20 protein-coding genes are annotated in these 23,724 nt (G+C 68.5%); 8 read left to right on the plus strand and 12 right to left on the minus strand.

All coding sequences use genetic code 11. From position 1 onward, the window contains the following. The first annotated feature begins 2 nt into the window (after positions 1-2). The 3 genes from Aple_RS29575 to Aple_RS29585 are packed head-to-tail and all read left to right on the plus strand — an operon-like array spanning position 3 to position 3,207. Positions 3-935 (plus strand): phosphotransferase family protein, encoded by a 933-nt coding sequence (locus Aple_RS29575; protein WP_155347990.1) that lies wholly within the window; start codon positions 3-5, stop codon positions 933-935. After that, positions 932-1,816, plus strand: a complete 885-nt coding sequence (locus Aple_RS29580) for a T3SS effector HopA1 family protein (protein ID WP_155347991.1) — start codon at positions 932-934, stop codon at positions 1,814-1,816. The genes Aple_RS29575 and Aple_RS29580 overlap by 4 nt, the downstream gene beginning before the upstream one ends. Next, on the plus strand, positions 1,813-3,207 hold the full coding sequence (locus Aple_RS29585) for a lanthionine synthetase LanC family protein (protein ID WP_155347992.1): 1,395 nt from the start codon (positions 1,813-1,815) through the stop codon (positions 3,205-3,207). Before Aple_RS29580 ends, Aple_RS29585 begins: the two co-directional genes overlap by 4 nt. A gap of 204 nt (positions 3,208-3,411) precedes the next feature. Here the strand turns inward: Aple_RS29585 and Aple_RS29590 are convergent, their stop codons facing one another. The 3 genes from Aple_RS29590 to Aple_RS29600 are packed head-to-tail and all read right to left on the minus strand — an operon-like array spanning position 3,412 to position 9,014. Next, entirely contained in the window at positions 3,412-5,217 is a 1,806-nt protein-coding gene (locus Aple_RS29590; RefSeq protein WP_155347993.1) for a serine/threonine-protein kinase, read from the minus strand. Positions 5,218-5,222: 5 nt separating this feature from the next. After that, a complete protein-coding gene (locus tag Aple_RS29595) occupies positions 5,223-7,124 on the minus strand; it encodes a protein kinase family protein (protein WP_155347994.1) in 1,902 nt (633 codons plus the stop codon). 6 nt (positions 7,125-7,130) lie between these two features. Further along, on the minus strand, positions 7,131-9,014 hold the full coding sequence (locus tag Aple_RS29600; protein ID WP_155347995.1) for a serine/threonine protein kinase: 1,884 nt from the start codon (positions 9,012-9,014) through the stop codon (positions 7,131-7,133). A gap of 87 nt (positions 9,015-9,101) precedes the next feature. On the opposite strand from Aple_RS29600, the gene Aple_RS29605 reads away from it, so the two are divergent. Then, positions 9,102-10,052 (plus strand): bile acid:sodium symporter family protein, encoded by a 951-nt coding sequence (locus tag Aple_RS29605; RefSeq protein ID WP_344317962.1) that lies wholly within the window; start codon positions 9,102-9,104, stop codon positions 10,050-10,052. Positions 10,053-10,055: 3 nt separating this feature from the next. Here Aple_RS29605 and Aple_RS29610 read toward each other — a convergent pair whose 3' ends face one another. From Aple_RS29610 to Aple_RS52860, 4 genes are all read right to left on the minus strand, one after another. Continuing rightward, positions 10,056-11,768, minus strand: coding sequence for a S8 family serine peptidase (locus tag Aple_RS29610; RefSeq protein WP_170321722.1), 1,713 nt, complete (start codon positions 11,766-11,768; stop codon positions 10,056-10,058). 108 nt (positions 11,769-11,876) lie between these two features. Further along, positions 11,877-12,122 carry a hypothetical protein gene (locus Aple_RS29615; RefSeq protein WP_155347998.1) on the minus strand — a complete coding sequence of 82 codons (246 nt, stop codon included), beginning with the start codon at positions 12,120-12,122 and terminating at the stop codon, positions 11,877-11,879. Next, positions 12,119-12,403: a hypothetical protein gene (locus tag Aple_RS29620; protein WP_155347999.1), complete on the minus strand. Its 285-nt coding sequence runs from the start codon at positions 12,401-12,403 to the stop codon at positions 12,119-12,121. Before Aple_RS29620 ends, Aple_RS29615 begins: the two co-directional genes overlap by 4 nt. Before the next feature lie 10 nt (positions 12,404-12,413). Continuing rightward, complete coding sequence (locus Aple_RS52860; RefSeq protein WP_155348000.1) at positions 12,414-13,475, minus strand: hypothetical protein; 1,062 nt, start codon at positions 13,473-13,475, stop codon at positions 12,414-12,416. Between the two features lie 371 nt (positions 13,476-13,846). Here Aple_RS52860 and Aple_RS29630 point away from each other — a divergent pair, with 371 nt between their 5' ends. Then, positions 13,847-15,760: an APC family permease gene (locus Aple_RS29630; protein ID WP_155348001.1), complete on the plus strand. Its 1,914-nt coding sequence runs from the start codon at positions 13,847-13,849 to the stop codon at positions 15,758-15,760. A 58-nt stretch (positions 15,761-15,818) separates the two neighbouring features. Here the strand turns inward: Aple_RS29630 and Aple_RS29635 are convergent, their stop codons facing one another. The 3 genes from Aple_RS29635 to Aple_RS29645 form a co-directional block, all read right to left on the minus strand. Then, positions 15,819-16,124, minus strand: coding sequence for a hypothetical protein (locus tag Aple_RS29635; protein ID WP_155348002.1), 306 nt, complete (start codon positions 16,122-16,124; stop codon positions 15,819-15,821). A gap of 87 nt (positions 16,125-16,211) precedes the next feature. Next, the gene (locus tag Aple_RS29640; RefSeq protein ID WP_155348003.1) at positions 16,212-16,424 is read right to left on the minus strand and encodes a DUF397 domain-containing protein; all 213 of its coding nucleotides are present in this window, start codon (positions 16,422-16,424) and stop codon (positions 16,212-16,214) included. A 99-nt stretch (positions 16,425-16,523) separates the two neighbouring features. Beyond that, positions 16,524-16,931, minus strand: coding sequence for a Clp protease N-terminal domain-containing protein (locus Aple_RS29645; RefSeq protein ID WP_155348004.1), 408 nt, complete (start codon positions 16,929-16,931; stop codon positions 16,524-16,526). 218 nt (positions 16,932-17,149) lie between these two features. Here Aple_RS29645 and Aple_RS29650 point away from each other — a divergent pair, with 218 nt between their 5' ends. Then, on the plus strand, positions 17,150-18,253 hold the full coding sequence (locus Aple_RS29650; RefSeq protein WP_155348005.1) for a DNA glycosylase AlkZ-like family protein: 1,104 nt from the start codon (positions 17,150-17,152) through the stop codon (positions 18,251-18,253). A 7-nt stretch (positions 18,254-18,260) separates the two neighbouring features. Here the strand turns inward: Aple_RS29650 and Aple_RS29655 are convergent, their stop codons facing one another. Further along, on the minus strand, positions 18,261-19,292 hold the full coding sequence (locus Aple_RS29655) for an adenosine deaminase (protein ID WP_155348006.1): 1,032 nt from the start codon (positions 19,290-19,292) through the stop codon (positions 18,261-18,263). A gap of 54 nt (positions 19,293-19,346) precedes the next feature. Further along, positions 19,347-20,456, minus strand: coding sequence for a S1C family serine protease (locus tag Aple_RS29660; protein ID WP_155348007.1), 1,110 nt, complete (start codon positions 20,454-20,456; stop codon positions 19,347-19,349). 104 nt (positions 20,457-20,560) lie between these two features. Here Aple_RS29660 and Aple_RS29665 point away from each other — a divergent pair, with 104 nt between their 5' ends. Then, positions 20,561-21,415 (plus strand): hypothetical protein, encoded by an 855-nt coding sequence (locus tag Aple_RS29665; protein WP_155348008.1) that lies wholly within the window; start codon positions 20,561-20,563, stop codon positions 21,413-21,415. A 98-nt stretch (positions 21,416-21,513) separates the two neighbouring features. Beyond that, positions 21,514-23,709: an acyl-CoA dehydrogenase family protein gene (locus Aple_RS29670; protein ID WP_155348009.1), complete on the plus strand. Its 2,196-nt coding sequence runs from the start codon at positions 21,514-21,516 to the stop codon at positions 23,707-23,709. Positions 23,710-23,724: the final 15 nt, after the last annotated feature.

Genomic DNA, 23,724 nt, shown 5'->3' on the forward strand with positions numbered 1-23,724 from the left:
CGATGAGCCTCTCCCGCCGGGCCGTACGGCTGCTGCTCGACAGCGGCCTGGTGCGCGCCGCCGACGTGCACCGGTACGGCCTCAGCGCGCGTGACGTCTCCGAGTCCAACGGTGTCATTCTGGTCGAACTCGGCAACGGCCAGGGCTTCGCCGTCAAGGACGTGGGCACGCCGCGGGAGGGCGGCCAGGGCGAGCCGGAACGGGAGATCGCGCTCTATCAGGTCGCGGGCGGCACTGCCATGCTGCCCCGGCTGGAGCTGCACGATCCCGACGCGGGGCTGCTCGTCCTGGAAGGCGTGATCGCGGCGCGGCGGCTGGATCGGCTCGCCGCGCCGCACGATCCGCTCGACCCGCGCTGGGCCGCGGTGTTCGGCCGCACGCTCGGCGCCTGGCATCACCTGGCGGCCGGGCTGCCCCTGAAACCCGCCCGCCCCTGGCTGCTCGACCTCGACGGCCCGGCCCGCCTCCCGGTCCTGAACCGCCACGAACGCCTCAGCTCCCTCACCGCCGACATCCTCGCCGACCCCGCCCACCGCACCGCCCTCTCCACCGTCGGTACGGCCTGGGCCTGCGACACCACCGTCCACGGCGACATCCGATTCAGCAACGTCCTCATCCGCCCCGGCGGCGACGCCGTCCTGATCGACTGGGAATCCGCCGGGGCGGGCGATTCCCGCTGGGACGTGGCCGGAGGAATCCAGGAGTACCTCAGCTCCGGCGCCGGCTTCCACCCCCCTTCGACCACGGTCCGCGCTTTCCTCGACGGGTACGCCACGAGCCGACCAGTTGACCTCCCTCACCTGGCCGCATTCGTGGCTTGCCGCTTGCTGGTACGGGCGCTCCAACTCACCACCTGGCTGGACGACGCCACCACCGAAGTCGCCCGCCACCGGGCACTGGCCCGAGAGGTCCTGACACAGGAGGCGGCTGCGTGATTCATCCGGACATTTCCCGTGCGGGAGCGCTGTTGGCGGGCTTCCCTCCCGACAAGCCGGATGTGGAGGAGGCGCTTTACTCCTGGTATCTGGCGATGACGCCGCTTCCCGTGAGGGTCGGCGGGCCTACGCCTGTGGATGTCAACCTGGCTGGGGTTCTTGATGCCGCGCATGCGGACGCGACCCGGTTCGTGGGTGGGTGGCGGGTGGAATCGGTGGTTGATATGGGGGGAGTCGTCGCGTGTAAGGGGGAGTTCAGGAGGTATTTGGCGCGGGGGGCGTATGTCGTACCGGCTCGGCCTGGGTTGGCGGCGCGGGAAGGGGATGCGCTGCTGGCGCGGGCGGCTTGGACCTGGTGTGACGCTGAGCATGGGTTTTGGTACACGCGGCAGGGGGAGTGGCCGCCGCCGGGGGCCGATCGGTTGATGCGGACATATCTGAATGTGGCCCCGGATGATGCGCCTCGGGCGGTTGAGGTTCTCACGGGGTTATTGCGTAAGCATCGTGGGGTTTCGTACCAGCTCAAGACGCCGCTGGAGCATGAGGGCCGGGCGGATGCGATCGTGTTGTATTTGGGCGCGCCTGATGCGGTGGCGCTGGATGGGGAGCTGCGGGCGGCTGTCCGGGAATTGTGTGATGTGTTGCGACCTGCGCGGCCGCGATTCTGCGCGGCGATCGCGCCGGGGGTTGGGCAGGCGGAAGGGTCGCTCGACGGGGACAGCTTTGGTGCGGCGAGGTGTCAGGTGCTTGAGCGGATATGGCGGGAAATGGCGCCTCAGGCGCGTCGTGATCCCACGGTCGTCACTCAGGCGATCGTGAACGGGTTCAAAGCCGCTGGAATCGACCCGGTTCGTCCGCACTTGCTGGAGGCGTCCTCGTGATCGCGGAGAAACTGGTCAAAGAGGCACTCTGGGATGGCGAGCATGCCACCTGGTTCGGCGACGAATGTGTGCCGTCACCTTCCGGCGGGAGCACGGTCGTCTACCGCGCAGTCGACGGCGACCTTTACGGCGGCACGGCGGGCATAGGTCTCTACCTGGCCCGATATGCGGCGATCAGCGGTGACACCGAGGCAGCCCGCACAGCCCGCGGCGCCCTGGCCCACGCCGCCAACTGGGTCAGGCGCACCCGCCCGGACGGCGCACTCCTGTCCGGTACGGCAGGCGTCGCCACCGCCACCCTCGAAGCCGCCGAACTCCTGGCCGACGACCGCCTGATGGAAACCGCAACCCGCCTCACCCGCCTGACCTGCCAGCGGATCCCTCAGGCGGTCGACCTGATCTGCGGCAGGGCCGGAACCCTGCTCGCCTTGCTCCACCTGTCCCGAAGCGGCCTCGAAGCCGAACTCGCCGCGACAACCGCCGACACCCTCGCCCAGAGCTTGATCGACGACGCCCGCCCGGGCCCGGTACGCGGCACCTGCTGGCCATCCGACATCGACACACCCCCACTCTGCGGCCTCGCCCACGGTGCCTCCGGCGTCGCCCTCGCCCTCACCGAATGGGGCAAACCAGACGGCCTACGCCTGGCCGCAGAAGCAGCGGACTTCGAACGCGCCTGGTTCTCCGCCGACCAAGGCAACTGGCCCGACCTGCGAGAAAAGCACTCCTGGTCGATCTACTGGTGTCATGGCGCGCTCGGAATCGGCCAGGCCAGGCTCCGGCAGTACGACGTAACAGGACACCAGATCTACGCCGCCGAGGCCGGGGTCGCGGTGGACGCGGCACTCCGCCTGATCGCCGCCATGGCCAACGGAAAACCGGACCTGTCCCTCTGCCACGGCCTGTCCGGCGCGATCGAACTCCTCCTCGACGCCGCGACCACCTTCGGCCAGCCGGCACTCCGCGAGGCGGCCCGCGACGCCGCCGCCATCGCCGTCGATCTCATAGGCGACGGCTCGTGGCCATGCGGAATCCCCGGCGGCGACGAGAACCCAAGCCTGTTCCTGGGCCTGGCCGGAATCGGCACCGCCCTACTCCGAGCCCAGCACCCCCAGATCCCCTCCACCGCACTCGCCTATGCTGGAAGAACCATGACAACCCGAGTGATCGTGCAACTCAGCCGTTCTCCGGACCCCGAGGACCTACGCCTCCGCGTGGACCGCCTCCGCGCCGCCGTCCCCGGCTGCCAGGTAGAACGAGTGTCCCCCCACGGCCGAGCCCTCCTCCGCCTCCCCACGGACACCGACGTCGATTCAGCCTTGACCACCCTGAACCAAATCGAAGACGTCGAATACGCCGAACGCGACGTCATCGACACCGCCCAGGACTAAGTCGCCGGGTTGCTCGCCGTTATCCGGCGCCGTTTACGTGGGTGATGGTTCTCGCCGCACCGGCGCCAAGAGCGGCTGCGGCGCTTTATGTTCGCGAAACAGGTTGCGCGGGTCATCGCGTAACTCGTCGTAGTCTGGCGCCGTTTGTGCGGGCGGCGGTTCTGCCGTGTCGGCGCCGAGGGGCGCGGCAATTGGCTGGGGGTTCTAACGCTGGCTCCAGTGGAGGAGCCACCAGGAGTCGTCTGTGCCGGATATTTCGGCTAATGGGCGGATGGTTTGGCCGGTGAGGTTGACGATGGTGACGGTCCATGGGTCTGGGGCCTTGTTGAAGAGGACGAGATGGTCCTCGTTGAACCAGGTCCAGAGATGTGCGCCTGTGGGTAGGGGGAAGCGGGAGTGTTCCTCGCCTGTGGTGGTGTCCACTACGCATACCGAGCGGGCGGGCTTGGCGCACAGCGCTGCGGTGAGACGTCCAGATGGGGAGAAACCGGCGTCTGATGGATCGGTCACGCGGAGCATGTCGAGCATGCGTGATTCGCTGCCGTCGAGGCGGTGGAAGTGGAGGCCGTCCGCCGCGGGGGCCATCACGGTGTTACCGGGAGCCCAGCTGAAACTGTGGTAGCCGTCGAGATCGAGGGTGACGGCTGTCGACGTTCTGGCCTGCATGTCCACGATCGCGAATCCGCGCGCCTTGTCCGCCTGGTGCAAGGTCAGCAGTACCCGCCGATTGTCGTCCGCCCAGACGGGCTGCCGGATCAGCATCGGCTTCGCGACGGTGGGCACCGAGAAACTCTCGCCCGTCTCTCGATCAGTGAACTGCACGTCGTTCGCCGCAGCCCCCACGGTGTTGTTGTACCGGTAGATGGATGCCACGAACCGCCCGTCCGGCGAAACCACCGGATCGCGAAACTCCTCCAGCCGCTCGAACGTCTCCTTTCCCAGCGTCCGCACATACGCGGGCTCCCGCAACAACCCCTCCTTGACCAGGAACGACGTCAGCTTGATGGGATCCGACGGGTGCTCGTGAAAGACCGCCTTCAGCTCCGGCACCTGAATCTCCTTGGTGTCCCGCGCGGGCGCCCCCGACAGCCGCAACGCGACCGGTGGCGGCACCACGACACCCGGAGCCGGGGCCGCGTTCAGCCGCAGCACCGCCACCGTCGTCGCCACCGCCGCCACCGCGATCCCCCCGGCCACCGCCACCCGCCACCACCGCACCCGCGGCGGCGACGCCACCGGAGCTGCCCCGAGCAGCCGCAGCAACACCTCTTCCGCCCGGGGCCGCGCGCCAGGATCCTTGGCCAGACACTCGGCGACCAACTCCCGCAGATCACCGTCCAGCCCGCCCAGATCCGGCTCCGCGTGCATGATCCGATTGAGCACCGCAGGCAGGGTGTCCGCCCCGAACGCCGGATACCCCGACGCGGCGAACACCATCGTCGACGCCCACGCGAACATATCCGCCGCAGGTCCCGGCCGCTCATCGGCGAGCTGCTCGGGCGACATGTACGAGGGAGTCCCCAGCGGCCCCGCCGACGTCGCCTCCGCCCCCACCGCGAACGCGATCCCGAAGTCGATCACCCGCGGCCCGTCCCGGCTCAGCAGCACGTTGCCCGGCTTGAAGTCCCGATGCACCACCCCGGCCTTGTGGATCGCGACCAGCGCCGTCATCGTCCCCGTCGCCAGCCGCCGCAACTCGCCCCCGCGCAGCGGCCCCCGCTCCCGCACCGCCTGGTGCAGGGTCGGCCCGTCCACATACTCGCTGACGATGTACGGCACTCCGTCCGCCGTACCCGTCTCCAGCACCTGCGCGGTGCAGAACGACGCCACCTCCGGCAGCACCTCGGCCTCACGCAGGAACCGGCTCACCGCCGTCGTGTCGGACACCGAGTGCAGCACCTTGATCGCGACCTGCCGCCCGGCCGGCGAGTCCGCCAGGTAGACCACCCCCTGGCCGCCGGCCCCGAGCGTGCGCACGATCGGGTAGCCGCCGATCTCCCTCGGCTCCACGCGGCCTACTTCGGCGTGAAGAACAGCTGGGTGACCCCGTCCTTGTCGCTGTGCAACTCGGCCAGCACCCGGACCGACTTCCCGGTCATGTCCACCACCTCGACCACGTAGGTGTCACCGTCCTTCCGCGCGATGATCAGATGCGTCTCGTCGAACCAGCCGAGCAGGTTCTGGCCCTCACGCGCGGGCACGCTGCCGCGCCGCTCGCCGGTGCGCGCGTCCCACACGCAGGCGGCGAATTTCGTCTCGCAGCCGGTGGTCACCAGCAGGTCTCCGGAGGGAGAGAACCAGTCCCGCCCCGAGACCTTGCCCACCCAGTGCATGCTCCGCAGCACCCGTCCATCGGTGTCGAACAGCCGCAGGCCGTACGTCTCCAGGGGGGTGAGGTAGGCGGAGGCGACGCCCTGCCCGTCGGGGGTCCACGCGTAGGCGGCCATGGACGCGGTGCGGAGGTCCTCGGACAGGGCGAGGAACTGGGCGATGTCGTCGCGGTTGAACGTCTCGACCACCGTGGTCTTGCGGGCCACGGGGTCGATCTTCATGAAGCCGGTCGGGTAGGTCTTGTCGCCGTCTTCGGTGTACCAGAGGGTCAGCAGCAGCGTGCGGCTGTCGGGGGACCAGACGGGGTAGTGGGCGGTGACCGGGGTGTTCACCGTGGGCAGTTTGAAGGTGGCGCCGCTCTTCTGGTCGGTGAACGTGATGTCCATCTGGTTCTGCCGCGCCAGGTAGAACTCGTTCATCGTGGCCAGCCAGCGGCCGTCGGGGGAGACCACCGACAGGTCGTAGTGGTCGCCCGTCTTGGTGTATCCCTGGCCGGTTCTCGCGTACGGAATGCGTTGGTCGTCCGCCGTGGTGATCTGGAACGACGAGAGCTGGATCGGGTCGTCGGGGTGCTCGAAGACGGTGCCCACGTCGTCGGGCAGGCTGACCGCCGTCAGGCCGGTCGTCGGGATCGGGGTGGGCGGGCGGACCGAGGGAACCGCCGCCACCGGCGAGGCGGAGGTGGGAGCGGGGGCGGCGACCGTGACCGTCCGGGGGGTGCGCGGGGTGGCGAAGTAGCCGGTCGCCCCGGCCACCAGCGCGAGCGCCACCGCGCCGCCGATCAGCAGCGGCAGCCGGGAGCGGGTCCGCCGGACGGGGGATGGGGCGGTCCGCGACTGGGTGCCGTCCGGGATGGCCGTGTCCAGCGTGCCGGAGTGGCCGAGCAGGCGGAGCAGCGCCTCCTCGGCGGTCGGCCGGTCGTCCGGCTCCTGGGCCAGGCAGTCGGCCACCAGGTCGCGCAGCGGGCCGGTCATCGGGCCGAGGTCGGCCGCGCCGTACGAGCGGCGGCGGTCGGTGTCCGCGTCGAAGGGCGGGCTGCCGGTGGCGGCGAACACGACCACGGCCGCCCAGGCGAACACGTCCGCTGCGGGGCCTTCCTCCTCGTCCGGGCGTCGCCACCGGTCCTCGTCGAACGCGGTGACCGGGCGAGTCCGGTCGGGGTTGAGCAGGCGGGGGCCGTCGGAGCCGAGCACGACCTTGCTGGGCCGTACCCGGCCGTGGTACAGGGAGGCGCGGTGCAGGGAGGCCAGCGCGGTCGCGGTGGCGATGGCCAGGCGGTGCAGGGCGGTGCCGGTCAACGGGCCGCGGCCGGTGATCTCCTCCTCCAGGGTCGGGCCCTGGACGTATTCGGTGACCACGTAGTCGCGGCCGACGTCGAGGATGTGCGCGGTGCCGACGGCGGCGGTTTCCCAGATCCGGGCCACCGCGTCCCTGGCCCTGCTGTCCAGGGGCCTGGCCAGCCGCCGCAGCACGACCTGCTCGCCGGTCGGGGACTCGGCCAGGAAGACGCGGTCGTCGGCCAGCCGGGCGACCAGGTTGTACGGCCCGAGCCGTTCTTGCGGTTCGAGCGGGAGAACGGGGGACATCGTGGGTCAGCTCCTGGTGTAGTACAGCAGCAGATCATCGGTGTCGTCCTTGGCGGAGATCTCGGCCAGGACACGGGGAGTACGGCCACGCAGGTCCATGGCCACGATCTTGTGTGTCTTCTCGCGCGGGTCGGCCACGATCAGGTGCGCGTCGTCGTACCAGCCGCTCAGGAAAGCGTCGTTGTAGAAGATCCCGATGGAGGCCATGCGCACGCCGGTGGCGCTGTCCCACACGCAGAAGGTGCCGCCGCTGGGGCAGTACGTCACGAAGTGCCGGCCGGAGGGGGCGAACATGCGACGGCCGTACATCTCGCCGACCCAGTGCATGCTCTTCTGTTCGGCGCCGTCCAGGCCGCGGAACCGGACTCCGTGGCCGGTCTTGCCGTCGCGTTCCGGCTGGTAGCCGACCGCCACGCCGGTGCCGTCGGGCAGCCAGGCGTAGCCGACCTCGCCGCCGGTGCTCTCGTCGTCGGTGTCCACCAGGGTGGCCCGCTGGGTGGCCATGTCGATCAGCACGAAACCGGACGGCTTCCCGTCGGTCACGGCGGTGAGCAGGAGCTGCTTGCCGTCCCTCGACCAGGTCGGGCGTTCGGTCGTTCCGTACGGTTCGAGCGAGACGGTGAACGGCCGGTCGCCGGTGAAGCCGACCACGGCGGGGGTGAAGACGGCCAGCGTGCGGCCGTCGGGGGAGAGCACCGGTTCGGCGTTCTTGAGGGGAAGTTTGGTGAACTCGCCGAGAGCGCCGTTTCTGACGTAGGTGTCCTCGCCCTTCCGGTAGGCGGTGAGCGTGGTCGCGTCGGACGGGTGCTCCAGCAGCGTCATGTCCACGCCGGGGACCTTGACGCGGGAGGTCGGCTCGGGCGGCGGGGTGGGTTCCGCGGAGGCGGAGACCGTGCTCACTCCGGGGGCGGTGGCCGTGCTCGCCACGCGCGTGGTCACGGGGGTGGTGGAGCGGGCGATCACGTGCCCGCCGCCGCCCGCCAGCACCACGATGGCCACGGCCGCCGCGCCGATCAGCAGCCCGAACCTGCGCGGCTGCTTCGGCGGCGGGGGCGCGGGCGCCGGGAGGGGCGTCGGGATGTCGTCGCGTTCGATGGTGAGCGGCGCGTGCCCGACCAGGCGCATCAACGCCTGGCTCGCGGTCGGGCGGGCGCCCGGCTCCTTGGCCAGGCAGTCGGCGACCACGTCTCTGGGCGGCTCGGGTAATCCGGATAAATCCGGTTCGCCGTGCAGGACCTTGTTCATCGTCGCGGATGGGGATCCGCCCTCGAACGGGGACCTGCCCGTCGCGGCGAACGCCATCATGGCCGCCCACGAGAACATGTCGGCCGCCTGGCCCGCCGGTTCGCCGCGGAACTGCTCGGGCGCCTCGAACGCGGGCGAGCGCACCTTCTGCGTGGTGTAGGCCCGCACCCACTCCTCGTCCTTCGCGGACTCGTCCACCGCCCTGGCCAGCCCGGCCCCGGTGACCCGGGGACCGTCAGGCCCCAGCAGCACCGCCGCCGGTCGCAGCGCGCCGTGCGCGTCACCCGCCTGATGGACGGGAACCAGCGCGGTCATCGTGGCGATGGCCAGCCGGTGCAGCGCGGCCCCGGTCAGCGGCCCGTGCTCGGCGACGTGCGCGGCCAGCGAAGGGCCTTCGACGAACTCGCTCACCACGTACGGCATGCCGCCCGAGGTGCCCGCGTCGACGATCGAGGCGGAGTGGTAGGCCGGGCCCGACTGGAGGTTCTCGATCCTGGTGAGAAACTCGTCCGGGTCGCGCAACCTGGTCTTGAACAGGGTGATGGCGACCCGTGCCCCGGCCGGTGAGGTCGCCGCGTGCACCGTGCTGTGGTCGTCTTCCGCGAGCACGCTGGTCAGCGAGTAATCCCCTATACGTTCCGGCATTACCGAACGTCCTCCGATCACACGGTAGGCCGATAAGTATGTCGGAAGAATGCCGTTATTTCAGGACAGTGTCCCCGGCTTTCGTCCTTGATCGGTGCCGTCTCAGCTGTTAGACACAGTCAGCGGTTGCTTACCCTGCTCCTGAAGGGTTCCCCCATGCAAGAGTCGGTCCTTACCACCATTCTGCTTCCTGCCGCGCTCGGCCTCATCATGCTCGGCCTGGGTTTATCCCTCGCCGTGGCCGACTTCAGCAACGTCCTGACCCGTCCCAAAGCCGTGGCGATCGCCCTGTTCGCCCAGGTGATCCTGCTGCCCGCGATCTGCTTCGGGCTGGTCAGCGTGCTCGGCCTCGACCCCCTGCTGGCCGTCGGCATGATGCTGCTGGCGGCCTCCCCCGGCGGCACCACCGCCAACCTCTACAGCCACCTCTTCGGCGGCGACGTGGCCCTCAACATCAGCCTCACCGCCGTCAACTCCGTGCTCGCCGCCTTCACTCTGCCGGTCGTGGTCAACCTGTCTCTGGACCACTTCGTGGGCGGGACCCAGGACATCGGCCTGCAAGCCGGGAAAGTTCTGCAGGTTTTCGCGATCGTGCTCATCCCCGTCGCCATCGGCATGCTCATCCGCCGCTGGCGCCTGGAGTTCGCCGACCGCATGGAGAAGCCCGTCCGCATCCTCTCCGCCGTCGTGCTGGCCGCCGTCATCGTCGGCGCCATCATCCAGGAACGCGACCGCATCCTCGACTACCTCGCCTCCGTCGGCCTGGTCGCCGTCCTGTTCAGCGCCATCAGCCTCACCATCGGCTACTGGCTCCCGCGCCTGTTCCGGGTCGAACGCCGCCAGGCCATCGCCTCCGGCATGGAGATCGGCATCCACAACAGCACGCTGGCCATCACCATCGCTCTCAGCCCCACCCTGCTGAACAACTCCACCATCGCCATCCCCGCCGCCGTCTACGGCGTCCTGATGTTCCTCACCACGCTGGTTTTCGGCTATGCGGTCCGCCGCGGCAGCGAGGTGGTGGTGGAGCGGTCGTAGATTTCACCGGACGGGCATGCCGGCGCCGATGAGGCCGGCCGCGACCATCTCCGCGTAGAGCAGGGCCAGCGCGGCCTGGGCGGTGGTGTCCTGCAGCAGGCCGGCCGCCAGCATCTCCTGGGTGAGTTGATCCATTGGCGACTGCGCCGCGACACCGTTGAGCGCGGGCGCGAGGGCGCGCATCGCGTCGGGCAGGCCCGCTCCCGTTCGGTACGGGTCGCCGAGATTCAGGGACGTACAGCTGGATTTGAGGATGTCGAACAGGTGCTCCACCCGCCGGGCGTCCCTGGTTCTGTACTGGCCATGGAAGTCGCCGTGATGGGCCACGATCAGGGCGGCCAGGCCGGTCACGTGGGGGGCGGCCATGGAGGTGCCGTCCCAGGCCGCGTACTCGTCCGGGGGGATCGCCGACAGGATCGCCACGCCTGGGGCGCACAGGTCGATCTCGGGCCCGAAGCAGGTGAACGCGGGCGAGAAGTATCCCTCGGCGGTTTGCGGCGGGCGGATCACGTCGGCGTGCGCGCTGTCGGGGGGAAACGTGTCGGTCCTGCCGATCGCCGCCACCGCGAGCACCGTGGGCATGTTGCCGGGAAAGTTGACCGGTCCGCCGTCGTTCCCGGCCGCGACGATGCACGCTACGCCCGCGTTGCGGGCTTCTTCGAGTTTGGCCGCGACGAGCGGGGAGAACTCCTTCGTGCCCAGGCTGAGGTTGATGACATCGATCTCCTTGTCGATGCAGTAGTCCAGCGCCTCGATGAGATCGCTGAGCCGGCCGCCGGGGAAGATCTTGCAGGCGTGCACCTCCGCCTCGACGGCGAAGCCGACGATGCCCCGGCCCGTGTCGGCGCCGGTGACGATCCCGGCACAGTGGGAGCCGTGATGGACGGTGTCGACCTTCCACCCGCCTTCCTGACGAGCGGACAGGTCGAGTCCGGTGTTCACCCGGTCGACCAGGTCCGGGTGGTCGACGTCGGCCCCCGAGTCGACGATTGCGATCTTGGCGCCCGCGCCGCGGAAGTTCGGAGGCAGCCGGTGCAGCTGCATGGCCTGCTGTCCCCAGCCGAACACCTGCTTGTCGGGGAAGTCGGGCAGGGTGTCCGAGAGCTTCTTCAGGACGATGAGATTGTCGCCGTCCTTCTTCAGGGCGGGCCGGACGACCAGCTGGCTCCAGTGCCCGCCCTCCGGTTTCACCTGCACGCTGGCGATGGACTCGGGCGTCTCCCCGGTCATCGTGACCGTGCCCCGGCCGTCCGGTCCCGTGACCACCTGGGCGGGCCACAGGTAGCCGTTGACCAGGATGGAGGCGTCGGGGATGGGCTTGCCGTCGGTGTCCACGACCAGGAAGGTGAAACTCGCGTCCACGCCGACCGGCAGGACCAGCTGGTGGCGGGCCTCCCGGCGCGGCGTCTGGGACACGGCGGTGTAGGTGAGCAGGCGGTCGCGCTCGATGTGAACCTGGGGCAGCTGCCGGCTGAGCGCCGCCGCGTGCTCCTGGGTCATGTCGGCGACCGTCACACCGCCCAGCGACATGCCGCCCACGCCCAGCGTGCCCAACCGCTCCGGCGCCTCCACCCGCCTGCGCACCTCCACCTTGGGGTCACGGTCCAGCAGATCGTGCAGGGTCGCGGAGTCCAGATTCGGCGCCGTGATGCCTTTTGCCTGCAGGTACGGCTGGGGCAGCACCGCCGCCATATAACGCCGAGCCCGCTGTCGCACCGGCTCCTGCTTCGCCCTGGCACGGCCGGTCGACCGAGGTCGTGGCTGTTTGTCCGCGTTCCTGGCATTACCGTTGCCGCTCATGGCGTCTCGATTCCTGTTGGTGGGTCAGTACAGCTCGACGGGGGCGTCCGGCTCGATCGTCAGGCGCGTCCCGTACTGCGCCTGGAGGGCGCCGGCGCGGGCGGGGGGCATGTCCACGGCGAGCAGGCTCGGCCGCTCCGGCGGGCCCACGATCCGCCGGATCGTCACCTCGGGGTCGTCACGGAGCTTCCCCGCCAGCTCCGCGAGCAACGACGGGTCCGGACCGCCGATCATGTACGGCATGCGGCCGGGGTCGTAAGGCCCGGTCACTGCGGCGGCAGGTAGGGCTGGCCGCCTCTGCCGATGAAGTCGGCCACCTGCTGGATCTGTGCCAGGCACGCGTCGTAGTGGCCGTTCCGGTACAGGCGTACGGCCTCGACCGCCAGGGGTACGGCGCCGGTGTACTGGGGTGCTTGCGGGAGGACCGCCTGCAGCCATCCGTACAGCCGTTGCAGAGCCGCCGCGCACTGCGTCTGCGCCGGTCCCGCCGGCGGGGAGCCCATGCCTGGGGTGGTTCTCATGTCCGGCCACTGGCCGAGCGTCGGTCCCATGTCGTCGCTCCTACCTGACCCCGGTGGGCGCCTGGCCGGGCTGCATGGGCATGGGCTGCATCGGCTGCGGCATGGGCATCGGCATGGGCATGGGCATGGGCATTGGTTGCGGCATCGGCATGGGCATGGGCTGGTCCGGGATGTTGGCGAGGATCTGGCGGACTATGGGGAGGCCATACTGCATGCCGTGCTGGGCCACCTTGCTCCAGAAGCTCGCTGGACTGACCGCGTGCTCCATCGGAGCGATCTGCCCAGCTTGGAAGGTGGATAGCGACGGCTGCCCCGACGTCATCTTCTCGATGGCCTCCCGGATGCCGGGGGGCATCATGGGGAACATGAGGCTCATTGGGGAAACGCCCTGCTGGCCGTACTGCTGCGGCTGGACCGGGTCGAAGGGGATGCCGCGTTGAGCGAAGTAGGCGGCGGCGGTGTCCTGCGGGCTCGGGGTTTGCATGCCGAGGGGGATCAGCTTGCCCAGGAGGTCGCCGAGCGCCTCTCCGATCGACGCGCCCGAGCTGCCTCCGAACGCCTGGCCGACCTCGCGACCGGCGGCGCGGCCGAGCTGGCTGCCGACGAAGCCCATCGGTGCCACGCCCTGCTGGCCTTGCTGCGAGGCGATGCCCATCTGGTTCAGGAAGGCTTGCCATCTGCGTAGCAGTTCGGGGTCGATCCCGGAGAACGTGCCTGGCAGTGGGGTCGGCCCGAGGATTCCGCCCATCGGCATGGGCTGCTGCTGTGATTGGAATGTCTGCAGTGGGTTGGTCATGGCGGGCGGCATCATCTGGTCCCACGGGTAACGCTGCTGCTGTTGTGGCATCTGCTGCTGCGCTTGCAGCGGGAGAATGGCGCCGAGGATGGAGCCGAGGACGGTTCCGATCGCCCCGCCTTCCTCGCCGCCGATCGCCCTGCCGATCTCGTGACCGGCGAAGCCTCCGGCCATGCCGCCGCCGATTCCCATCGGAGACACGCCCTGCTGTGGTGAGAGAGGCTGGCCGTACATGGCCTGGCCGTATTGCGGCGGCATCTGTCCTTGCATCATCTGCGCGTTCATCTGCGGCGTGGTGAACGTCATTGCGTCTCTCCCTGGAAGGCTCCGTCGCGGCGCGACTCCGACCAATTACATACCGCTATCGAAGGTGTACTAATTGTCACCAAAGCAATGATTGGCCTAAGATTCTGGGCCCCAGCGCCCACTCGTGGACTTCGCCACCATGTGGATCGCGAAGAACCGATAACCCGCTTTTGCTGTCAGGGAACGCCGTTCCCGATGCAGGGTCGCGGCCTCCATCGCGCTGGTGCAGCCGCCGGGCATTCGGCTCCGGGAGCCCGGCATTTGCCAGTCCCACCCGGTTTGCCGGCTAACCCGAACCACGGCCGTTGGTAATCGGGGGATCTTGGGGCAGCATGAGCAGCCGGGAGAACCGGCTTCGGTGGGGTGACGTTGTGGGTGGTGCATCGGCGCCGGACCGGGTGCGGGAGTGGCTGCTCAAAGGGCTGAAGCGGAGTGAGGGCGGGAGCGACTCTCCGTACCACGAGGAGACGCCTGAGCATCAGCATTCCTGGTGGCAGGTCATGTGCCTGACGGGCGTGGACTACTTCTCCACGTTGGGGTATCAGCCGGGGATCGCGGCGCTGGCCGCGGGCGCGCTCAGTCCGGTGGCGACGTTGCTGCTGGTGGCGTTGACGCTGTTCGGGGCGTTGCCGACCTATCGGGCGGTGGCGGGGGAGAGCCCGCACGGGCTCGGGTCGCTGGCCATGCTGGAGCGGCTGATGCCGGGGTGGAGCGGCAAGTTGCTGGTGCTGTTCCTGCTCGGGTTCGTGGCCACGGCTTTCATCGTGACCATCACCTTGTCGGCGGCTGACGCCACCGCGCACATCCTGCACAATCCATTTGTTCCGGCGTTCCTGGAGGGGTGGCAGGTCCCGGTCACGCTGGTGCTGGTCGCCGCGCTGGGCGGGGTGTTCCTGGCGGGGTTCAGTGAGGCGATCTCGATCGCGGTGGTGCTGGTCGCGGTTTATCTGCTGCTGAATGTGGTGGTGCTGGTGACCGGCGTACAGCATGTGCTGGCTGAGCCGGTCAAGGTCGGCGACTGGCAGGATCTGCTGGCGAGTGACTATTCCAGTCCGATCGCGATGATCGCGGTCTCGCTGTATGTCATGCCCAAACTCGCCCTTGGCCTGTCCGGGTTCGAGACGGGTGTCGCGGTGATGCCGCTGGTCAAGGGTGATCTGGCGGAACGGGTCAAGGGTGCTCGCAAACTCTTGACGACCGCCGCGCTCATTATGAGCGTCTTCCTGATCGCGTCGAGTTTCGTCACGACCGTGCTCATTCCCGCCGGGGAATTCGCCGAGGGCGGGTCCGCCAACGGGCGCGCCCTGGCCTATCTGGCGCACGAATATCTGGGCGACTGGTTCGGCACCGCTTACGACGTGAGCACGATCGCCATTCTGTGGTTCGCGGGCGCTTCGGCGCTGGCAGGGCTGCTCAACATCGTGCCGCGCTACCTGCCCCGATATGGCATGGCGCCGGATTGGACCCGCGCGGCCCGCCCGATGGTCCTTGTATTCACCGGGGTCTCCTTTCTCATCACCATCGTCTTCGGCGCCGATGTGGAATCTCAGGGCGGCGCGTACGCAACGGGGGTTCTCGCGCTGATCCTTTCAGCGGCGGTCGCGGTCACCCTCTCCGCCTGGATCAGCCGCCGTACCCGAGCCGCCGCATTCTTCGGGACGGTGTCCCTGATCCTCGGGTACGCCACTGTCGCCAACATCATCGAACGCCCTGACGGCCTGGTCATCGCCCTGCTTTTCGTCCTGGCCATCGTGGTTACTTCACTGATCTCCCGCGCCACTCGCTCCACCGAACTGAGGGTCACCCGCATCACCTTGGATGACCAGGCCCTGCGCTTCGTCCAGCACGGCGGCGAGATCCGCCTGATCGCCAACGAACCCCACGCCCGCGACCAGAAGGAATACGTCGACAAGGCACGCGAGGCCTGGGAATTACATCGCCTGCGCAGCGCAGAAAGCCTGCTCTTCCTGGAGGTGACCGTCCCTGACGCCTCCGAGTTCGCGGGCGAGCTGCACGTCACAGGCGAGGAACGCCACGGGTTCCGCATCCTGCGCATGGAAAGCCCCACGGTCGCCAACTCCATCGCCGCCCTGCTCCTGCATCTGCGCGACGAGACCGGCATGATCCCGCACGTCTACTTCCACTGGGCCGCCGAGGGCAACCCCATCGGCGCACTCCTCCGCTACCTCGTTTTCGGCGGCGGCGACATCCCCCCGCTCACCCGCGAGGTCCTACGCCAGGCCGAACCCGACGCGGCCCGCCGCCCCCTCGTGCATGTCGGCTGACACCCTTCATTGCCGTTGACCATGCGGGATTCGGCGAGGGCCACCTCGTCGAGGGCGTCTACCCCCGGTAACCTCGCCGCCGTACCTCGTCGGAGAAGTTCCGGTCATGATCGGGGAGCACGCCGTCCGTGGTCGAATCCATTAGTTCTACTCGCCCGTCGGCGTAAATCCGGTAGAGCCGGTCGTTGGTCATTCGATGCGTGGCGTAACACTCCAGGTAGTCGCTCCCGAACTTGTACTGGACGTCCCAGCCGTTCTGCTCGAATTCTCCGGCGGATTCGTTCAGACACTCATCGGGGAGAGACATTCGGTAGCCCGTGAAATACTCATCGAACGCTCGTTTGATCGCGTCTCTGGTGCTCATCTGTGCGGTGGCATTTCCACGTTCGCGAGTTCGTCCTTCAGATCCACTCGATAAACGCGCTGGTGGTTGCGCTTGTTTTGGATTTCGTTAGAAGTCGAATTCACCGGCTTTGGCGCCGTTGACGAATGCGGTCCAAACGCCGGCGGTGACGACGAATGGGGGTTGGTCAGGGGATTCCGTGTCACGGATGCCTACTCGGCCGTTGGATAGAGGGGCGACCTCGATACAGTTTCCGCCATTCGAGCCGGAGAAGGATGCTTTGCGCCAGGCCGCGTTAGCGAGTTCGTCTCTCAGGTCCACAGGGTCACCATCTTCTCTTTAATTAACTCTAGCGACGCGCTTGCGGGAAGCGCCTCGGAGTGCCATCAGAAGGGATGAATTCCATCATCTGGAGCGAGTTCAGAGTGGGTTGCCGTGGAGGACCTTGATGACCTGATCGCGGACCTGTTGCAGGCCGACACCCAGAGTCTCTGTTCCATCCATATGTAGGAGGCCGAGCAGGAGATGCTCGGTGCCGATATACCGGTGGCCGAGCCGGAAGGCCTCACGGCGGGCCAGCTCCGTGAGGTGGGCGAGGTCTGCGCTTGTCGCTCGGGTGCGCGTGTGGCCGAGGTCGACGCCGAGGCTGTTGAGTGTCATGACGGCTACGCCCTCGTCCAGGCGGGCAAGGCCCATCAGCAGGTGGTCGGCGGTAACACGGTCATGGCCCCGAGCCCTTGCCTCCTGCTCGGCCAGGTCCAGCGCCCGTTGAGCACGAGCCGTCAGAAGGCGCTCCAGTGGTTGATGAAGAGTGGTCTTCCTCAGCATGGCGCCTCCGTTGTCGGCGTTGCCCTCGGTCGCGGCCCATCCAGGTGGCCACGTCGACCTCCCACCATGCTCGCAACATAACACCGTCGATACTGCCCGCTGCGGGAGCTCTTCGCGGCGCGGACGTTGGCCGCCGCTAGTGTCGCTGTGCACCGATCCCGGGGAGATTGCCCTCTGGTGGGTGGATCCCGGCCGGATTGCTCCCCTAGCCTCGTGTCGTGGTCGTTCACGAGCTTTCTCCCACCGACGCGCGCCGCATCGCTGTGCGCGCGCAGCTGTTGGACAGTTCGCGGCCGGTTGAGCTGCTTGATGTTGTGCGCCGTCTGACGCTGTTGCAGATCGACCCGATCGCCGCCATCGCGCCGAGTGCGGACCTTGTGGCGTGGAGTCGTCTCGGGTCGTCGTACGCACCGGCTGACTTAAGCAGGGCGCTGGAGAACCGGACGTTGCTGGAGCTTCGGGCGATGATCCGGCCCAGCGAGGATCTCGCTCTGTACCGCGCCGAGATGGCCGAGTGGCCGGGATCCGGGCAACTGCTTCCTTGGCAGGAGTACCGCCGTGACTGGGTGCGCGCCAACGACGCGTGCCGTCTGGACATTCTCGATCGGCTCGGTTCCGCGGGGCCGCTGCCGTCGCGCGATCTTCCGGACACGTGCGAGGTGCCGTGGAAATCGACCGGGTGGACCAACAACCGCAACGTCACGCAGATGTTGGAGTTCATGGTGGTGCGAGGCGAGGTCGCGATCGCTGGACGCGGCGGCCGCGACCGGCTGTGGGACCTGGCGACCCGCGTCTACCCCGATGACCAGGTAGTTCCCGTCGACGAGGCGGTCCGAACCCGCGACGAACGACGACTGCGCGCGCTGGGCATCGCCCGCGCCCGAGGGCCGGAATGTCCGGTCGAACCCATGGACGTGAGCGAGGCCGGCGAACCGGCCGTGGTCGAGGGGGTCAAGGGCACGTGGCGAGTCGATCCAACCCTGTTGGGCCAGCCGTTCTCCGGGCGCGCGGCATTGTTGTCACCTTTCGACCGGCTCATCCACGACCGCAAGCGCACCCTTGAACTCTTCGGCTTCGACTACCAACTGGAGATGTACAAGCCCGCTGCCAAGCGCCGCTGGGGCTACTTCGCCCTGCCGATCCTGTACGCCGACCAACTGGTGGGCAAACTCGACGCCACCGCCGACCGAAAGGCCGGAGTACTGCGGATCGACGCGATCCACCAGGACATCCCCTTCACCAAGACCATGACCGCGGCCATCGATCGCGAGATCAAGGATCTGTCTCACTGGCTCGAACTGGACCTCACGCTGCCCCGCTGAGCGCGTCTCAAAGGGAGAGCCACTGGTTGGTGTAGGTGTCGATTTCGTGGAGCAGGGTCGATTTGCCCTGGGGGTCGAGGAAGGAGGCGTGGACTGCGCTTTTGGCCAAGGCCGCGATGCCCGTGGGGTCGAGGTGGAGGAGTTGGGCGGCGACGGCGTACTCCTGGTTGAGGGTGGTGCCGAACATGGGTGGGTCGTCGGAGTTGATCGTCACAGGGACCCCGGCCGCGACGATGGTCGGGAGTGGGTGTTCGGCGAGGGAAGGGACGGCCTTGGTGCAGACGTTGGAGGTTGGGCAGATCTCCAGGGGGATGGCGTGTTCCGCGAGGTAGGCGAGGAGTTTCGGGTCCTGGGCGCTGGAAATGCCGTGGCCGATGCGTTCCGCGCCGAGGTGGTTGATGGCGTCCCAGATCGTGTCCGGGCCGGTGGTCTCGCCGGCGTGCGGGACGGAGTGCAATCCGGCGGCGCGGGCCTGGTCGAAGAACGGGGCGAACTGGGCTCGGGAGATGCCCGTTTCCGGGCCGCCCAGGCCGAAGCTGACCAGGCCGTCAGGGCGCTGGTCAAGGGCGATGCGCAGGGTGCGCTCCCCGGAGATCCCGATCTCGCCGGGAATGTCGAAACACCAGCGCAGGACCGTACCGTGATCGGCTTCGACGCGACGGCGGGCGTCCTCGATGACCTCGCAGAACTGCGCGTCGGGGATGCCGTTGAGCAGATGGATGTACGGCGTGACGGTGAGCTCGGCGTAGCGCACATTCTGGGCGGCCAGGTCGACGCCCACCCCGTGGATCAGAGTCCAGAGATCCTCGGGATCCCTGACCAGATGCACCACCGCGGTGTACACCTCGATGAAGTGCGCGAAGTCGCGGAAGTCGAAGAAAGCGGCGAGCTGGTCCGGGTCGGCCGGGACGATGGTGGAGCCCTCGTGGCGGGCGGCCAGTTCGGCGACGATGCGGGGGGAGGCCGAGCCGACGTGGTGCACGTGCAGCTCGGCTTTCGGGAGTCCGGCGATGAACTCCGTGAGGTCGATCGTGGTCATCGCATGACGGTAACAATCAGCACGGCGTACCGGCTAATTTCTGACACGAATGTGTTAGCTTCCGCCGGGTAGCTCGCTCAGGGTCACTGTCACCGTTCTCTCGCCGGTCTCGCCCAGGTATTCCACCTTGACCTGCTTGCCCGGATTGAGGGTGGCGAGCACCTGGGCGAGCGCGGTCGTGGTGGGAGTCGGGGAGCCGTTGACGCTGAGTATCACGTCACCCGGCCTGATTCCGGCCTTCGCCGCGCCGCCGCCGGGCGTGATCGCGCCGACCGCGACGCCGATGGGTTCGCCGTCCTCGCCGATTGCCGTACCGACCCGGACGCCGAGGGCGGCGCGGTGGGTGTTGACCACCTTGCCCTGCCTGATGAGCTGGTTGGCGATGTCGCTCGCGGTGGCGCTCGGGATGGCGAAGCCGATGCCGTTGGCGGCGCCGAGCTTCGGGTCGGTGGCGGCCAGGGTCGGGATGCCGACCACCCGGCCGGACAGGTCCACCAGCGCGCCGCCGCTGTTCCCCCGGTTGATCGCCGCCGAGGTCTGGATCGCGTCCGCGATCGTCGCGCCCGGCGCACCGTCGTCGTCCTGCCCCGATACGGTACGGCCCAGGGCCGACACGATGCCCTGCGTCACCGTCCCGGAGAAGCCCAGCGGGTTGCCCATGGCCAGCACCATCTGGCCGACCCGCAGATTCGCCGAGTCGCCGAACGCGGCCGGCGCCAGCCCGTGATCGTCGGCGACCTTGATCACCGCGAGGTCTCCGGCCGCGAACGCGCCGACCAGCGTCGCGGACCTGGGCTGCCCGCCGGTGGCAAGCGTCACCTGAAACTCGCGGGCACCTCCCACTACATGGGCATTTGTCACGATATGACCCTGGGTGTCGAAGACCACGCCGGAGCCGAGGCCGGTTCCGGTGGTGATCTGGACAATGGACGGTAGGACCCGCTTGATGACCTGTTCGTACGCGGATTCCATCGCCACCGCGGCGGCGGGCGGGCGGATGCCCTGACTGTGGTTCTGACTCGGGGCACTGACGGCAGGGGTCGCGGGGGTCGCCCCGGTGGTATGCGACGGAGCGGTGCAGGCTGCCGTGGCGACCACCAGGACCAGCGCCAGGGGCCCCGCCGATCTGGCCGTCACCTGGGTGATCTCCGGTGAGATTCTCATGTCGGACTGTCTATCCAGGTGCGTCCAGGGATGCCAGGAACCACGTCGTGATGGAGCGTGACAACGTGAGGGCACGATCATGACTTCTGGCGTAATCTGCGGACATGACGGACGAACAGGGCAGCCCGCGCCGGCCGTTCATCCGTTCCTACGACGCGCCGACGACGCCACTACCGAAGGTCAGCCCGGAGGAGTTGCGGCGGCTCGCGTTCCCGGAGCGGCCACCGCCCCCGCGCCGCAGTTTCGGCGACATTCCCATGCGAATCGTCTATGTCGTCTGCGCGGTCAGTATCGGCATCGCCGTGGTCGTGTTCGTGCACGCCCTGGGCGCCGACGACCGGCCCCCCGGCACGGTCGAGGTCCAGCGCGCCGCCCAGGCCACCCCGTCCCCGTCCGCGTCCGCCACTGCCAGCCCGTCGCCGAGCGCCACCCCGATCACGCTGCCCCGGGTTCCGGCGTCCCGCAGCATGACCGTGTTCCCCGGCTCCGGCACCACGATCGCCTCGCTCGTCACCGACGAGAAGTCCGGCATCTCCTACGCCAAGTTCGCCGCGCCCTGGCGGTCGGCGAAGCCCGACCCGTTCCAGTACCGGCAGAAGGCGGGCGAGGCCATCATCGCCTCGGGCCCGCTCCCCGGCGCCGACCCCGGCCCTCTCCGCGACCAGGCCGACTTCCGCAAGGTCGCCACCCGCGCCGCCCGCTGGACCCTGCGCTACCAGCCCGAGGGCAGCACACTCCGCTGGACCGCCTCCCAACCCGTCCGGTACGGCAACGGCTGGCTGCTCGGCTACCGCGTGACCTACCAGGTCGAAGGCGAGAAGCGCACGTCGGACGCGATCGTCGCGCTGGTGGAGACCGATGGAAACAAGCCCGCGATGCTGTTCGCCTCGGTCCCCAGCACCATGCCCGAACTCCGCCACGACCTGAACATGCTCTCGTGGACCCTCCGTCCGTTGTGACATGGCCGCGCCCAGACACAGGCGCGGCCGAGACCTAGCCATTCACGAAGCTTCTTCTAGAATATGATTCTGCGCATCGTATGAATGTGGAGGGTCAGATGGCGATCGGGCTGAGCGAGGAGCACGAGGCACTCCGGGAGTCGGTGGCCGGCTGGGCGGAGCGTTTCGCCCCCGCCGACGTCGTCCGTCACGCTGTCGGCGCCGAGGCGGAGGAGCGTCCCGCGTTCTGGCCGGCCCTCGCCGACCAGGGACTGCTCGGCCTGCACGTGCCGGAGGAACACGGCGGTTCCGGGTACGGCCTGTTGGAGGCCGCCGTCGCCATCGAAGCCCTGTCCGAGCGGATCGTGCCCGGGCCCATCGTCCCGACCATTCTGGCCAGCGCGTCTATCTTGGCGGCGGACGGGAAAGCGCGGGCCGAGCTGCTACCCGGTCTCGCGGATGGCACCCTGACCGGCGCGGTCGCCCTCGACGGGGAGCTCAGCGGCGTGTGGGCCGATGGCGTGCTGACCGTGTCCGGGTCGGCTGAGCCCGTGCTGGGCGGGACGCTGGCCGACGTGCTGGTGTTGCCGGTGGCCACGGAGCGGGGGCAGGAGTGGGTGGCGATCGACGCCACGCTCGCCACGGTCACGCCGATCAAGGCGCTCGACCTGACCCGCGGGGTGGCCCGGGTGGAGTTGGCGGCGGTAGCCGTACCGGGCGAAAGGGTGCTGGACGGGCTGGATCTGGCGGCGGTGCGGGAGCTGGCCGCGGTGCTGCTCGGGGCGGACGCGGCCGGGGTCGCGCAGTGGTGCGTGCGGGCGGCGGCGGAGTACGCGAAGGTGCGCGTGCAGTTCGGGCGCCCGATCGGGCAGTTCCAGGGGATCAAGCATAAATTGTCCCGGATGCTGGTCGCGTTGGAGCAGGCGCGGGCGACCGTGTGGGACGTGACCCGGGCCGATGGGGAGGAGCGTGCCTTCGCGGCGGCGATCGCCGGGCAGATCGCCCCGGACGCGGCCGTTCAGTGCGCCAAGGACGCGATCCAGACTTTTGGCGGTATTGGGTACACGTTCGAGCATGACGCGCATCTCTACCTCCGCCGGGCGCTGACAATCCGGGCACTGCTCGGTGTCTCCGCGGAGTGGGCTGAGCGGGTGGCTTCGCTGGCTTTGTCCGGCGTTTCGCGGGAGATGCGGCTGGAGTTGCCCGAGGACGCCGAACCGCTGCGGGAGCGCATTCGGGGCGAACTCGCTGAGATCGGGACGCTTGACGGCGTCGAGCAGAAGCGCGCGCTGGCCGCCGCCGGATTCGTGATGCCGCATCTGGGCAGGCCGTGGGGGCGCGACGCCAAGCCGCTGGAGCAGATCATCATCCAGCAGGAGCTCAAGGCGGCGGGCATCAAACTGCCTGTGATGATCATCGGTGCGTGGGTGGTGCCGTCCATCACCACGTACGGCACCGCCGAGCAGCAGGAACGATTCCTCCCCAAGACGCTCAGCGGGGAGATCATGTGGTGCCAGCTGTTCTCGGAGCCGGGGGCGGGGTCGGATCTCGCGTCCGTACAGATGAAAGCCGAACGGGTCGAAGGGGGCTGGCGGCTCAACGGGCAGAAGATCTGGACGTCGGTGGCGCATGTCGCCGAGTGGGGGATCTGTATCGCGCGGTCGTCCAATGAAGGGCCCAAGCACGACGGCATCACCTATTTTCTCGTCGACATGAAAGCGCCCGGGGTGACCGTGCGGCCGCTGACGGAGATGACCGGGGAGAACCTGTTCAACGAGGTTTTCCTGGACGACGTCTTCATCGAGGACGATCTCGTGGTCGGGGAGGTCAACCAGGGGTGGAAGGTGGCCAGGAACACCCTCTCCAATGAGCGCGTGTCCCTGTCCTCCGGCGCGGGTGGAACCGGTTCTTCTGTGCCCGATCTGCTCGGGCTCGCCGGTCGGCTCGGCCGCGATCTGAACCCGGCGGAACGGCAGACTCTGGCCCATGTGGTCGCCGAAGGTCATTCCATCAACGCTTTGTCGCTGCGTGTGACGCTCAAGCAGTTGGCGGGCACCGAACCCGGCGCGGACGCCTCGGTGCGCAAGTTGCTGTCCACTTCGCACGCCCAGCATGTCGCGGAATGCGCGGTGGACCTGGTCGGTTCCGCCGGCGTGACGGCCGCCGACTGGAAGCTGGGCGACGCCGGGTACTGGAACCGCGCCGTCCTCGCCACCCGCGCGATGACGATCTACGGGGGCACCACGGAAGTCCAGCTCAACATCATCGCCGAACGTATGCTCGGCCTTCCCCGCGATCCGGAGCCGGGCAAGTAGAGCAAAGGTTCTAGA

The organism is Acrocarpospora pleiomorpha (genome assembly GCF_009687885.1).
GTDB lineage: Bacteria > Actinomycetota > Actinomycetes > Streptosporangiales > Streptosporangiaceae > Acrocarpospora > Acrocarpospora pleiomorpha.

Coding starts and splice junctions, on each gene's coding strand:
- Aple_RS29670 (WP_155348009.1), top strand. CDS start 21,514: ATGGCGATCGGGCTGAGCGAGGAGCACGAGGCACTCCGGGAGTCGGTG.
- Aple_RS29575 (WP_155347990.1), top strand. CDS start 3: ATGAGCCTCTCCCGCCGGGCCGTACGGCTGCTGCTCGACAGCGGCCTG.
- Aple_RS29600 (WP_155347995.1), bottom strand. CDS start 9,014: ATGCCGGAACGTATAGGGGATTACTCGCTGACCAGCGTGCTCGCGGAA.
- Aple_RS29620 (WP_155347999.1), bottom strand. CDS start 12,403: ATGGGACCGACGCTCGGCCAGTGGCCGGACATGAGAACCACCCCAGGC.
- Aple_RS29665 (WP_155348008.1), top strand. CDS start 20,561: ATGACGGACGAACAGGGCAGCCCGCGCCGGCCGTTCATCCGTTCCTAC.
- Aple_RS29645 (WP_155348004.1), bottom strand. CDS start 16,931: ATGCTGAGGAAGACCACTCTTCATCAACCACTGGAGCGCCTTCTGACG.
- Aple_RS29595 (WP_155347994.1), bottom strand. CDS start 7,124: ATGTCCCCCGTTCTCCCGCTCGAACCGCAAGAACGGCTCGGGCCGTAC.
- Aple_RS29635 (WP_155348002.1), bottom strand. CDS start 16,124: ATGAGCACCAGAGACGCGATCAAACGAGCGTTCGATGAGTATTTCACG.
- Aple_RS29655 (WP_155348006.1), bottom strand. CDS start 19,292: ATGACCACGATCGACCTCACGGAGTTCATCGCCGGACTCCCGAAAGCC.
- Aple_RS52860 (WP_155348000.1), bottom strand. CDS start 13,475: ATGACGTTCACCACGCCGCAGATGAACGCGCAGATGATGCAAGGACAG.
- Aple_RS29660 (WP_155348007.1), bottom strand. CDS start 20,456: ATGAGAATCTCACCGGAGATCACCCAGGTGACGGCCAGATCGGCGGGG.